Here is a 13,029-nt window from a genome sequence, read left to right as displayed (position 1 = left end):
CTACAGCAATTGCCAATAGAGCTGGAAGCCGGCGGTGGCGTTGGAGGTGCGAAAGCCCTGGGGCTTGCTGAGCGGCGCGCCCAAGAAGAACTCGTATTGCGTGGGGCCGATCGAGCCGCGCAATCCGATCACCGCGCCCGTCAGGCGCTGGCCAAGGAGCCAGACGCTGCTGGGTCCGCGCACCTCACCGTGGTCGACCCCGGCATACAGCGACGCACCGCTCTCGCCCAAGTCGGTGGATATCTCGTTGCGCACCAGCCACCCGCTGTCGCCCGAGAGCGTGACCTCGCCGTCAAAACCGCGCACTGTGTAGCGCCCGCCGATGGCAAAGCGGTCTTGGGGCGTCAACGGGGTGTGGTGGACCTGTGCCCGCAGGTTGCCGCTGTAACGCCAGGATCGGCCAGCCAGCTCAAACGGCAGCTGAAGGCCGGCGTCCAGCGTGGTGAGCTGGAAATGCGAGGTGCCTTCGCCCAAGTCCTCGTCAACCGCAGGCTTCGATCCGAACGCACCCGTGCCGCGCTTGTAGGCGACGTTGAAGTCCAACACAGCATCGCCCACGTAGGCCCGATGCCCCAAGCCAAGCTCCCAGCCTCCCACGCGTCTGCGCTGGTCCAGCATCTCCAGGTCTTCGACGTAATTGTTCGACTGACGAGCGAAGGCTTTGAAGCTCAGGGTGGTTTTGCTGTCGGCGTCGCGGTGGATCAGCCGCGAGAGACGGATGTCCTGGTTGGCGCTCCAGCCGCTGTAGAGCACGTCCTGCCATGGTCCGGGAGCGGTCTGGAAGTAGCGCTGGCGGCTGGTGTTTAAGCTCAGCAGCCAGTAGCCCAGCGGCAGCGAGTAATGGGCGGTGGCACCGCGCGTTCCTCGATGTCCGGCATCCCCCCCGCCCAGATCGCGCTGCAGCGTGAGGTAGAACAGGTCGTTCAGGGTCAGCGCGTGGTCGTAGCTCACGGTCAGGCCCGTGAGGTACCGCCCCGTGGCACGGCTTCCGCCATCGTCCAGGCCCAGGCTCACACGAAAGAGCTGGTCCTGCCGCCAGGTGAGAACGAGATCGCTGAACCCCGGACCGTCCTGCGGCCCATCTGCTGGGACGATCTCGATGCTGGCATCTGCGGTGGGCACGCGCTTGAAGTTCTCCAGGGCCTGCTCGATGTCGCGCAGATTGAGGATGTCGCCGGGGGCCATGGGCATCGCGTTGAGGGCTGTTGCGCGAATGCTGAGCGGTTCGGCGAAACGGATGCTGCGGATGCGCCCGGGCAGCACTTGCAGGGCGAGGTCGCCACCGCTCAGGTCCTGAGGCGGGGCGAACACGCGAGTGGTGACAAACCCTCGCTCAACCAGCGCTTGCTGGGCTCGGTCGATGAGTTGGGCCACGCCTCGGGCGCCCAGGCACAGTCCCTCTGGCGGGTCGCTTCCATCCATGCCTGCGAGCGCGGCGGGCAGCCAGTCGAAAGCGGGCTCAATGGCGCCGCTCAAACCGGGGAGCGAGACACGGCGGATGACAAAGCAAGGTGTCTCGTCGCGGGGCAGCGGAGCGGCCCCTGCGACAGGCTGTGCAGTGGGCAACCTGACATCGGATCGAGGCTGCAAGCGGCGCTGCTGCTCTGCCTCACGCTCTAGCGTGCGGCGTTCCTGAGCCTGTGCAGCTTCTGAACCGATTTCCTTCTGGCTGGGTGTTTGTGCCAACGCGCTCGTGACGCACAGGCACAACCATGCCGCCATACATGCTTGTGGTGATCGCACCTTCCCCTCCCTCAGGGTGCTCTGAGAACCGCGACCTGCCTTCTAGTATCTCGGGCCTTGTGGGCCCTTCATGGCAATTGCGCGCGGTGCCTCGACAGGCCAAAAACGGCAGCGGCGAGTCTGGCTCGGATCACACGGGCAGTGATTTTCAAGAACGGTTCAACGAAAAATTGGATCGGCTCAAGTCCTAACCGGAACAAGGCGTTGAAATGCCTTGGGTCCATGCAAACGAAAAAAAGCCGGACCCTCAGGTCCGGCTCTTTTTGAAGTGTGCGGTCGCTCAGCGCGGGCTGCGTCGTGCCACCGGTCGAGCCGGTGCTCGCTCGGCACCCTTGTCGCTGCGACCAAAGCTGGAGAAGCCACCGCTGGGCTTGCCACCCGTGCGGGCAGGGGCGCGATCGGCAAAACCTCGGCCAGCGGGCGGGCGGCTGTCGAAGCGGCCTTCGCCGCCACGGTTGTTGTCAAAGCGGCTCTCGCTGCGCGGGTCGGCACGGCCTTCGAAACGCGGGTCGAAACGCGTCTCGGGGCGGCTGTGGTCCACGCGCGGTGCTTCGAAGCGGCCTTCCGGGCGACCTTCAAAACGCGGGCCGCGCGGTGCCGAAGGACCACGGCGATCGTTGAAGCCGCTGCGGTCGGCGTAACCGTTGCCGGGACGACCGGTCGGGCGACCACGTCCACCGAATTCGGGTTGTGGTGCGCGCTGGCGCGGCTCCAGGCCCGGCACAGTTTCCACGTTGATGCGCTGGCGGGTGTAGGCCTCGATGTCACCGATCTTGCGGCGGTCGCGGAACTCGGCGAACGTGACGGCCAGGCCGTCGCGGCCGGCACGGCCGGTGCGGCCGATGCGGTGGGTGTAGTCCTCGGCCTTCATCGGCAGTCCGAAGTTGAAGACGTGGGTGATGGTGGGTACGTCGATGCCGCGTGCGGCGACGTCGGTGGCCACCAGGATCTGCACCTGGCCGCTGCGCAATGCCATGAGGCGGCGGTTGCGGATGCCCTGGCTGAGTGCACCGTGCAGGGCCACGGCCGCAAAGCCGGACTGCTGCAGATCGTTGGCGAGGCCGTCGCATTCGATCTGCGTGCTGCAGAACACCACGGCCTGGTTGATCGTGGTGTCACGCAGCCAGTGGTCGAGCAGCTTGCGCTTGTGGTCGGCGTGATCGGCCCAGAACAGCACCTGCTTGATGTTGGCGTGCTGTTCCTGGGGCGAATCGATCTGGACCTTCTGCACGTGCTTGCCGTTGTCGTGCATCACGCGCATGGCGAGTTGCTGGATGCGCGGCGCAAAGGTGGCACTGAACATCATGGTCTGGCGACGCTGGCTGGTGAGTTCGTTGACTTCGGCCAGGTCGTCGGAGAAGCCGAGGTCGAGCATGCGGTCGGCTTCGTCAACGACGAGGAACTGGACCTGATCGAGCTTGAGTTGCTGCGAACGCTGCAGGTCGAGCAGGCGGCCGGGCGTGGCCACCACGAGGTCGGCGTTCTGCAGGCGAGCGATCTGCAACTGGTAAGGCATGCCGCCCACCACGTTGGCGATGCGCAGGCCACGGCAGTGGCGCACGAGGTCGATGGCGTCGTTGGCCACCTGCTGAGCGAGTTCGCGGGTGGGGCACAGGATCAGGGCGCCGGGCGTGGCGGCCTTGAAATTGCGCGAGCTGGTCGGGTCCTTGCGCTTGGGGGCCTTGGGCGGTGCCTCGCCACGCGCCAGGGCTTCGGCCACGGCGCGCTCACGGTCGGCGCGCTCCTTCGCTTCGGCGTCGGCACGTTGTTGCAGCAGGGTGTGCAACACGGGCAGCAGGAAAGCGGCGGTCTTGCCGCTGCCGGTCTGGCTGGAAACCATCAGATCGGCGAAGCGTTGATCACCCTTGACCACCATGGCCTTGGGGATCACGTTGTTCTGCACGGCAGTGGGCTGCGTGTAGCCGAGGTCCATGCACGCCTGCACCAGCTCAGGCGCAAGGCCCAGCAACTGGAAGCCGTTGGGAGCAGCAGGCTCGGTGACCACTAGGGTGGAAGTGTCTGCCTCGGTGTCGGCAGAAAGGATTTCGGGCGAGAAATCGCCGCGGGCTTCAAAAGAGTCGCTCATGTTCGTCCATGCGCCAGATGCGCAATTGATCGAATGCAAACGCTGAATGGGACGGCCGACCTCAAGGGGTGGCAGCTCCGGGGCGCTGGATCCGTTCGTGGTTACAAAACATCAACCATCAAACGATCAACGCGCCATGGGTCACAAAGAGAAGCGTGACACCGGGAGCGAAGGCCCATCCTGGAGATTCCGGGGGCCTGGTGTGTGAGGCAGATGCACAAATCGTCGCAGTTGCCTGCGAAGCCAGTGATTATGGCACAGATTCGGGAAAACCCTGAAATCTTCTCAAGGAAGGTTCTCCCGGAACATGATCTGTCCGCGCACCGCCTCCACGCCGGTGAGTGCGTCGCGGCCATCGCGCAGATTGGCGAAGATGCGCACGCTGGTGAGCATCGCGCCCTGGGGGTTCTGGCTGATGACCGCATCCATCGTGCCGTCGATCAGCAGGGCACGAGTGTCAGGCGACAGGCCGTGGCCAATGAAGACGACTTTCTGGTCGCGCCCGGCCTCTTTCAGCGCGCGCCCAACACCGTCGGAAGCGCCGCCGATGTTGTAGATGCCGGCGAGATCGGGATATTGGTCAAGCAGCGTGCGCGTGAGCGCGTGGTTGCGCTCGGCATCGTCATACCCTTCTCGCAAGCCCACCACTTCAATGCGCGGAAACGATTCCTTGAACAGGTAGAGAAAGCCCATTTCACGCTCTTCGTGTGCCCGGTAGCTCAGGCTGCCAGCGATCATGGCCACCTGCGCGGGCCGATCGCCAATGAAACGGGCAATCAGATAGGCCGCCGTGCGGCCGGCGGCGCGGTTGTCCAGGCCGACGTAGGCGGCTCGCCGCGAATTAGACAGATCGGAAATGAGGGTGACGGTGTGCACGCCGCGTTCGGCCAGCGCGTCCACGGCGTCGCGCACCAGCGGATGCTCCAGCGCCATAAAGGCAATGCCGTCGGCGCGAGCGCCGTGGCGAAGCAAAGCCTTGGCCAGCACCTCGGGATTGAAGCCCTCCACGAACTCGACGCGGCAGCGCACGTTGTAGGGTGTCCAGTGCTCTTCGGAATAACCGATGGTGTCGCCGAGCATGCGCAGGAAGCGGTTGCTGCCGGCAGGCAGGAGGAACACCAGTTGCATCGGTGCTGGCCGCAGGGCCGCACGCACTTCGGCATCGGGCAGGTACTGCAGGCGCTCGGCCGCCTGCATCACGCGCTCCACCGTGGCGCGCCGCACACCGGGCCGGCGGTTCAGCACACGGTCGACAGTGGCGGTGGAGACGCCAGCCATGTGGGCGATGTCGGGAATTCGGGCAGCTTTGGACATTCGATCGAATCCATCAAAAAGCATCAGATAACCGCCTGGCGTCTGCAAGGATCGAAAGATAACATCCATGCAGATTTTGATGTGCAAGACATCAAATCAAATCAAAACAACGAGTCGGAGACCGTGGACTACGAATTCGAATTTGCCAGCGTGCTGGCCGCCTGGCCCCAGTTCCTGGACGGGGCGTGGATGACCATCCAGCTGTCCTTTCCGGCCACGGTGCTGGGCTTTGTGATCGGCACGGTGCTCGCGATCGGCCGCCGCAGCGATGTGCGCTGGCTGTCCGCACTGTGCGGGGTGTACGTGGAAGTGATCCGCAACACGCCGCTGCTGGTGCAGGTGTTCCTGGTCTTCTTCGGCCTGGCCAGCCTGGGTTGGAAGGTCACGGCTTTTTCGGCGGCGCTGCTCTCGCTGGTGATCAACGTGGCGGCCTACTCCTGCGAGATCATGCGAGCGGGCTTGGACTCCATCCACAAGGGCCAGCTCGAGGCGGCCGAGTGTCTGGGCCTGACGCGCCGTCAGATCTACTGGCACGTGATGCTGCGCCCGGCCATGGAGAAGGTGTATCCGGCGCTCACCAGCCAGTTCGTGCTGCTGATGCTGGCCACCTCCATCACGTCGCAGATCTCGGTGGAAGAGCTCACAGCCGCTGCCGCGCGCGTGCAGTCCGAAACCTTCCGCCCGTTCGAGGCGTACATCCTGGTCGCCGTGGCCTACCTGGTGCTGTCGCTGTTGATGCGCGTCGGTTTGTGGGTGTTCGGCCAGGTGGTCTTCACGCGCAAGCGCCGGCTCGGCGCGGGTGGAGGCGCACGATGATCGAGGGTGGACTGAACCTGTACCACGTGCAGTTGCTGCTGGTGGGCCTGATGTGGACGGTGTGCCTGTCGGTGATCGCCTTCGTCGGGGGTGGCCTGGTGGGTGGCGCGGTGGCACTGTGCCGCATCAGCCCGGTCAGGGCCTTGCGCTGGCTGGCCATCGCCTGGATCCAGCTGATCCAGGGCACACCGCTGCTGGTGGTGTTGTTCGTGTGTTACTTCGGCCTGAGCATCTTGGGGCTGGAACTGCCGGGCCTGGTGGCCGCAGGTATCGCCATGATCATCTACGTCAGCGCCTACCTTGGCGAAATCTGGCGCGGGTGCATCGAGTCCGTGCCGCGCACGCAGTGGGAGGCGGCCGAGTGCCTGGCCCTCTCGCGATCGCAGCGCATGCGCCTGGTGGTGTTGCCGCAGGCGCTGCGCATCGCCACGCCGCCCACCGTGGGCTTCATGGTGCAGATCGTGAAGAACACGTCGCTGGCGTCCATCGTTGGCTTCGTCGAACTGGTGCGCGCAGGCCAGCTCATCAACAACTCCATCTTCCAGCCCTTCCTGGTCTACGTGATCATCGCCGTGCTGTATTTCGCCCTCTGCTATCCGCTCTCTGTATGGAGCCGCCGGCTGGAGCAGCGCCTGCAGTTCGGCAGCCGCCCCCTGAGTGAGACATGAAAGAAGCCACCACCATGAACCCGGTCGTCGAACTCAAGGACGTGCACAAGCGCTTCGGTGCCAACCAGGTGCTCAAGGGCGTTTCCTTCGCCATCCCCAAGGGCCAGGTCACGGCCATCATCGGAAAGAGCGGCTCAGGCAAAAGCACGGCGCTGCGCTGCATCAACCGCCTGGAGATCATCGACAGCGGAACCATCCAGGTGTGCGGACATGCGGTCCACGAAGCCGGTGCGATCGACCTTCGCAAGCTGCGCATGGACGTGGGCATCGTGTTCCAGAGCTACAACCTCTTCCCGCACCTGACGGTGGAACAGAACATCTCGCTCGCGCCCAAGGCGGTGAAGGGCCTGTCCGCTGCGGAGGCCAGCGTCATCGCAGAACGCACGCTGCGCCAGGTCGGGCTGGCCGAAAAGGCGCAGGCCTACCCGGAACAGCTCTCCGGCGGGCAGCAGCAGCGTGTGGCGATCGCGCGGTCGCTCGCCATGGAGCCGCAGGTGATGCTGTTCGACGAGGTCACCTCGGCGCTGGACCCGCAACTCACCGGCGAAGTGCTGCGCGTGATCGAGCAACTGGCCGAAGGCGGCATGACCATGGTGCTGGTGACGCACGAGATGGAGTTTGCCGCGCGCGTGGCCGACACCATCATCTACATGCACGAAGGCCGCGTCTGGGAGACCGGACCCGGCACCATGCTGCGCAATCCGAAGACCCAGGAACTGCGCGAGTTCCTCTCTCACGGACTCTGATCCACCAACCTTTTCCCCGTCCCTTCCTACAAAACCCTGGAGATACACCATGACCGCTTCCAGCATCCTGCGCCGCACCGTGCTCGCTGCCGCCCTTGGCGCCCTGTCCCTTCCGGCGCTGGCCGATCTGGCCGACATCAAGGCAGCCGGCAAGATCCGCATCGCCATCGACCTGAGCGCGCCGTTCTACGGCTATGTGGACGACAAGGTGAACCCCGCCGGCTCCGATGTGGAAGCCGCACAGTTGCTGGCGAAGGATCTTGGTGTGCAACTCGAGATCGTGAACTCGACCAACTCCGCACGCATCCCCAACCTGCTGTCGAACAAGGCAGACCTGATCATCTCTTCGCTCTCGATCACGCCCGAGCGCCAGAAAGCGGTGGACTTCTCCATTCCCTACGGCGCCATTCAGGCTGCCGTGGGCGCACCCAAGAGCCTGAAGATTGCCAACATCGATGACCTTGCTGGCAAGACCGTGGCGGTCACGCGCGGTGGCCCGCAGGACAAGATCGTTACCGAGCGCGCACCGCAGGCCAGGGTGGTGCGCTTCGACGACGAAGCCGCTTCCATCACCGCGGCTGCCAGCGGCCAGACCGACATCGTGGCCATCACGCCGCCGATCATCGCGGCAATTGCCAAGCGCGCACCCGCACGCGAATTCGAAGTGAAGTTCGTTCTCCAGTCCTACCAGCTGGCCGTGGCCATGCGCAAGAACCAACCCGATCTGATGAACTGGGTCAACGGCTGGGTCAAGACCAATCTGGCCAACGGCAAGCTCAACGACATCCACATCAAACACGCGGGCGTGCCGATCCCCAAGGAAATCGTCGACGGTGCGAAGTAAAGCCCTTCATTTCGCCGCCTGCATTCGCACCTGAGAGAGATCAACACATGAGTCGCCATTTCGGAGAGATCCGCCAGCTCGGTTATGTCGTGCACGACATTGAAGCCGCCATGGAGTACTGGAGCCGCACGCTGGGCGTGGGCCCGTGGTACTACAACCCGCGCGTGCCCATCGAGAACTATCAGTACGACGGCCACAGCTACCAACCGCACAACTCCGTGGCGCTGGCGAATTCAGGCTTCGTGCAGGTGGAACTGATCCAGACCCGCAACGACGTGCCGTCCATGTACCGCGACTTCCTGCAGGCCGGCCGCACCGGTCTGCAGCACGTGGCGTACTGGACGAGCGACTACGACGCGGACCTGGAGCGCCTGCTGACGGAGGGTTTCAAGCCCAAGATGCAGGGTGAGGTGGGCGAGCGTGGCCGCTTCATCTATTTCGACACCGAGTACCACCCAGGCACGGTGATCGAACTGTCTGAAGTGGCCGGCCCCAAAGGCCGCATGTTCGATCTGATCCGCGAATCCTCGCTGACCTGGGACGGCGTCACCGACCCGGTGCGTCCCTTTCCCGACCTGAGCAAGATCTGACCCGTCCCATGACGCATTGCGAACGCCTGCACGCCACCTACCTCATTGAAACCCCGCTGGAGCCCGCGCAGGTGGCCGAGGTGATGGCGGGGGAACAATCCTGCGGCACATTCACCCGCGTGCAGGGCGAGACCGACGAGTTGCGCGATCGCGCGCGCGCGACGGTGGAGCACATCGAATTGCTGCCCGATGCCGACGCGCCCAGCCTGCCCAATGCCTGGCTCACACGCCAGGGCCGGGGCGGCCCGTGGCGGCGCGCACGCGTGCGCATCGCCTTTCCCTCCGCGAACATCGGTGCCAACCTGCCCACGCTGGCCGCCACCGTCAGCGGCAACCTCTACGACCTGGGCGAAGTCACCGGCCTGCGCCTGGAGTCGCTGCAGTTGCCGGCAGCCTACCGGACACGTTTCGATCTGCCCAGGGTCGGCATGGCCGGCACACGCGAGCGCACCGGTGTGCGCAAGGGTGCGCTGGTGGGCACCATCATCAAACCCAACGTGGGCTTCTCCGCCGAACAGACAGCCGAGCTCGTCACCAGGCTGTGCGCAGCGGGCGTGGACTTCATCAAGGACGACGAGGTGTGTGCCGACCCGGAGCACGCGCCCCTGGCGCAACGCGTGCCCGCCGTGATGGCCGCCGTGCGCGCGCACGAGCAGCGCACCGGCAAGCATGTGATGGTGGCCTTCAATATCACCGATGAGACAGATGCCATGCGGCGCCACGCCGACCTGGTGGAGCGCGAAGGCGGCTCATGCGTGATGGCCAGCCTGAACTGGTGTGGCTACTCGGCCGTGCAGACCCTGCGCCGCCACACGCCTCTGACACTGCACGGCCATCGCAACGGCTTTGGCGCGCTCTCGCGCCACCCCTTGCTGGGCATCGGCTTTCAGGCTTACCAGACCCTGTGGCGGCTGGCTGGCGTGGACCACATGCACGTCCATGGACTGCAAGGCAAATTCTCGCAACCGGACGAGGAAGTGGAAGAATCCGCGCGCGATTGCCTCGCCCCTTTGACCGATGGCGCCGACGACGCGGTGATGCCCGCCTTCTCCTCCGGCCAGTGGGCCGGCACCGTGCCGGCCACCTGGTCCGCCACGGGCACCGACGACCTGCTCTTCATGTCCGGCGGCGGCATCCTCGCGCACCCGGGTGGCCCCGAAGCGGGCGTGGCCAGCATCCGGCAAGCGTGGGCTTCGGCGCTTGCAGGCCGCCCACTGGCCGACAGCGCGCGCGAGGCCCCCGAGCTGGCTGCCGCCCTGGCGTTCTTCGGCCCGAAAACGAAGTGAACCCGTCGACCGAGAGCACCCCGCCCCGGCTGGCCTGGTACGGCGACGATTTCACAGGCGCCACCGACACCCTGGCTACCACCGCACAGGCAGGGCTGCGAAGCCTGCTGTTCCTGGGCGTGCCCAGCGCGCAGCACCTGCAGCAGGCAGGCCCGCTGGACGCCATCGGCATCGCCGGGGCCGCGCGCGCGATGGACCCCGCCGCGATGGCGGAAGAACTCGAACCGGTGGGCCGGTTCTTCGCCGCGTTGCGCGCGCCGGTGGTTCACTACAAATGCTGCTCCACCTTCGACAGTGCACCCCACGTGGGCAGCATCGGCGAAGCCATCCGGCTGCTGAACCGCCACATCGGCAGCGCCTGGGTGCCCATCGTCGGCGGGCAGCCCAACATCGGCCGCTACTGCTGTTTCAGCCAGCTCTTCGCGGCGGCGGGCGCTGCCGGTGAAGTCCACCGCATCGACCGCCATCCCACGATGAGGCAGCACCCGGTGACGCCCATGGCAGAGGCCGACCTGCGCTTGCACCTGCAAGCCCAAGGCTTGGCTGGCGTCCTGGCCGTGCACTACCCCAGCTACGGCCTGTCTCACGAGCAACAGGACGAGGCGCTGCGCCAGTTGCTGTCCAGGCATCCCGAGGCGGTGTTGATGGACATCTCAGGCCCCGGTGACCTGCCGGCTGTTGGCCGCCTCATCTGGCGCGATGCACAGCGCGCCCCGTTGCTGGTGGTGGGGCCCAGCGGCGTGGTGCAGGCCCTGGCCGCGCACTGGTCGTCTTCAACGTCGCAGCCCCATGTCCTCGCCCCTCCCGCGCCCGCCGAAGGCCCGGTCTTCGCGTTCGCGGGCAGCCTTTCGCCACAGACCGCAGCACAGGTGGTGGCGGCGCGGTCTTACCGGAAGCAGCCCGTCGATGTGCGCCGCCTGCTCGACGACGGGCCAGACCATGCCGATGAATGTGTCGGTGCGGTGATGAAAGATCTGGCGAGCGGGCAACACGTCTTGCTGCACACCGACTCGAACACCCGCCACGCAGAGCTCGATGCCCGCGCGGTCGCCCTCGCCACCGGTGAATTGGTGGCCCGCATCGTGGCCACCCGGGTCACCCAGGGCCAGCCTCTCAGGCGCATCGGCATCGCGGGGGGCGACACTTCCAGCCTGGCGGTTCAGAAGCTCGGGATCTGGGCTCTGGGTTGCCAGGGCGTGCTGGCGCCGGGCGTCACGCTGAGCCGCGCACGCAGCGATCAGGCCTCTCTGGAAGGACTGGAGTTGATGCTCAAGGGCGGGCAGATGGGCCCGGCCGATGTGTTCGAGCGTCTGCTGCGAGGCACGTCGGCCTGATCAGTTGAGCACGGCAGCGACGATGTGGAACAGGATCGCCGCCAGCACGGCCGTAGCCGGCACGGTGACGATCCAGGCGGCCACGATGCGCAGCACCACCGAGCGCTTGACGATTTCCTTCTTGTAGGCCTTCCTGAAGGCCTTCTGTTCTTTCTTGGCGAACACGGCTCCGTTTTCGCTGTCCGCCGCTTCGCGATGTTTGGCGCGTCGCTTCATGTCTGCCAGCATGCGCTTTTTCTCGCCGACCTCAGCGGCCTCGAAACGCAGCAGATAAGCTTCCACCTCTTCGCGGTCCGCCCCGGAATGGCCTTTGCGCACCGCCGCTTCCATCTTGGCGTAGTTCACCTTGAGCAACTCACGCAGGAAGCCGACACCAAAGACCGCCCCGATGGAGATGTGCGTGGTCGATACAGGCATGCCCAGTTGCGACGCGATGATCACGGTGAGCGTGGCGGACATGGCAATGGCATAGGCCCGCATGTTGTCCAGCTCGGTGATTTCCTTGCCCACGGTGCGGATGAGCCGCGCGCCGTACAGCGCCAGACCCACCGCCAGCCCGAGCGCGCCCAGCACCATGATCCACATCGGCGTGCCGGCCTTGGTGGCGATGGCGCCCTCCTTCACGGCTTCGTAGATCGCTGCCAGCGGCCCGATGGCGTTGGCCACGTCGTTGGCGCCGTGCGCAAAACTCAGCAAAGCGGCCGAGCACACCAGCGGCCAGGTGAACAGGCGGTTGACACCACTCTTGCTGTTGTCTTGCCGCCGGGCCATGTTGGCCATGGGCTTTCGAATCAGCCACCACACCACCACCGACACGCCAGCACCCGCCAGCAGGGCCGTCGGTACGCTCACCTGCACCAGTTGCCCCAAACCCTTGAGCAGCATGTAGGTGGTGTAGGCAAAGACCATCGCACCAATGAGGATGGGCACCACGCGGCTGGCTGCCTCGATCATGTTGCTGCGGTAGGTCACGCTGCGCTTGATGATGTACAGAAACGCGGCTGCCATGGCCCCGCCCGCCAGAGGCGAGACCACCCAGCTGATGACGATCTGGCCGATGGTCTCCCAGTTGACAAGGCCCCAGCCACCGGCGGCAATGCCCGCACCCATGACGGCACCGATGATGGAATGGGTGGTGGACACTGGCGCGCCCAGCGCCGTGGCCAGGTTGAGCCAGAGGGCCCCCGCCAGCAACGCCGCGAACATCACCCAGGCGAACAGCGAGGGATCGGCAATCGCATTCGGATCGATGATGCCGCCCTTGATGGTACCCACCACGTCGCCGCCTGCCACGATGGCGCCCAACGCCTCGAAGATGGCGGCAATGAAGATCGCCCAACCCATGGTCATGGCCCCGGAACCGACCGCCGGGCCCATGTTGTTGGCCACGTCGTTGGCGCCGATGTTCATGGCCATGTAGGCGCCCACGGCGGCGGCCACGATCAAAAGCCAGGTGGCCTGTGTCGTCAAACCGGCGGTAGAGGCACCTGTGAGCGAGGCGTACACCCCCACCATGAGGAGGAACAGCACGGCGGCTCCGAGTTGGAACACTTCCTGGTGCTTGGTGAAGAAGCGGGCTCGGGATTTTCTTGTCATGAATTT

Annotated in this window: 11 protein-coding genes; 7 read left to right on the top strand and 4 right to left on the bottom strand. The window is 65.4% G+C overall.

Annotation, left to right across the window (positions count from 1 at the left end; all coding sequences use genetic code 11):
* The 3 genes from ACTIF6_RS15450 to ACTIF6_RS15440 form a co-directional block, all read right to left on the bottom strand.
* Window positions 1-1,476 (bottom strand): ShlB/FhaC/HecB family hemolysin secretion/activation protein, encoded by a 1,476-nt coding sequence (locus ACTIF6_RS15450; protein WP_439588810.1) that lies wholly within the window; start codon window positions 1,474-1,476, stop codon window positions 1-3.
* Between the two features lie 547 nt (window positions 1,477-2,023).
* Entirely contained in the window at window positions 2,024-3,829 is a 1,806-nt protein-coding gene (locus tag ACTIF6_RS15445) for a DEAD/DEAH box helicase (protein WP_439588809.1), read from the bottom strand.
* A 285-nt stretch (window positions 3,830-4,114) separates the two neighbouring features.
* Window positions 4,115-5,143: a LacI family DNA-binding transcriptional regulator gene (locus ACTIF6_RS15440; protein ID WP_439588808.1), complete on the bottom strand. Its 1,029-nt coding sequence runs from the start codon at window positions 5,141-5,143 to the stop codon at window positions 4,115-4,117.
* 123 nt (window positions 5,144-5,266) lie between these two features.
* Here ACTIF6_RS15440 and ACTIF6_RS15435 point away from each other — a divergent pair, with 123 nt between their 5' ends.
* From ACTIF6_RS15435 to ACTIF6_RS15405, 7 genes are read left to right on the top strand one after another with little or no spacing between them, the layout of a single operon-like run.
* Entirely contained in the window at window positions 5,267-5,959 is a 693-nt protein-coding gene (locus ACTIF6_RS15435; protein ID WP_439588807.1) for an amino acid ABC transporter permease, read from the top strand.
* Window positions 5,956-6,627: an amino acid ABC transporter permease gene (locus ACTIF6_RS15430; RefSeq protein ID WP_439588806.1), complete on the top strand. Its 672-nt coding sequence runs from the start codon at window positions 5,956-5,958 to the stop codon at window positions 6,625-6,627. The genes ACTIF6_RS15435 and ACTIF6_RS15430 overlap by 4 nt, the downstream gene beginning before the upstream one ends.
* A gap of 14 nt (window positions 6,628-6,641) precedes the next feature.
* Window positions 6,642-7,373 carry an amino acid ABC transporter ATP-binding protein gene (locus ACTIF6_RS15425; protein ID WP_439588903.1) on the top strand — a complete coding sequence of 244 codons (732 nt, stop codon included), beginning with the start codon at window positions 6,642-6,644 and terminating at the stop codon, window positions 7,371-7,373.
* A gap of 49 nt (window positions 7,374-7,422) precedes the next feature.
* A complete protein-coding gene (locus ACTIF6_RS15420) occupies window positions 7,423-8,217 on the top strand; it encodes a transporter substrate-binding domain-containing protein (protein ID WP_439588805.1) in 795 nt (264 codons plus the stop codon).
* A 47-nt stretch (window positions 8,218-8,264) separates the two neighbouring features.
* Window positions 8,265-8,807: a VOC family protein gene (locus ACTIF6_RS15415; protein WP_439588804.1), complete on the top strand. Its 543-nt coding sequence runs from the start codon at window positions 8,265-8,267 to the stop codon at window positions 8,805-8,807.
* A gap of 8 nt (window positions 8,808-8,815) precedes the next feature.
* On the top strand, window positions 8,816-10,093 hold the full coding sequence (locus ACTIF6_RS15410) for a ribulose-bisphosphate carboxylase large subunit family protein (protein ID WP_439588803.1): 1,278 nt from the start codon (window positions 8,816-8,818) through the stop codon (window positions 10,091-10,093).
* On the top strand, window positions 10,090-11,427 hold the full coding sequence (locus ACTIF6_RS15405; protein ID WP_439588802.1) for a four-carbon acid sugar kinase family protein: 1,338 nt from the start codon (window positions 10,090-10,092) through the stop codon (window positions 11,425-11,427). The genes ACTIF6_RS15410 and ACTIF6_RS15405 overlap by 4 nt, the downstream gene beginning before the upstream one ends.
* Here the strand turns inward: ACTIF6_RS15405 and ACTIF6_RS15400 are convergent, their stop codons facing one another.
* Window positions 11,428-13,023 carry an inorganic phosphate transporter gene (locus ACTIF6_RS15400; protein WP_439588801.1) on the bottom strand — a complete coding sequence of 532 codons (1,596 nt, stop codon included), beginning with the start codon at window positions 13,021-13,023 and terminating at the stop codon, window positions 11,428-11,430.
* Between the last annotated feature and the right edge of the window lie 6 nt (window positions 13,024-13,029).

This window comes from Hydrogenophaga sp., from assembly GCF_051860785.1.
Lineage (GTDB): Bacteria > Pseudomonadota > Gammaproteobacteria > Burkholderiales > Burkholderiaceae_C > Hydrogenophaga.
This window is presented reverse-complemented; position numbering and strand designations above follow the sequence as displayed.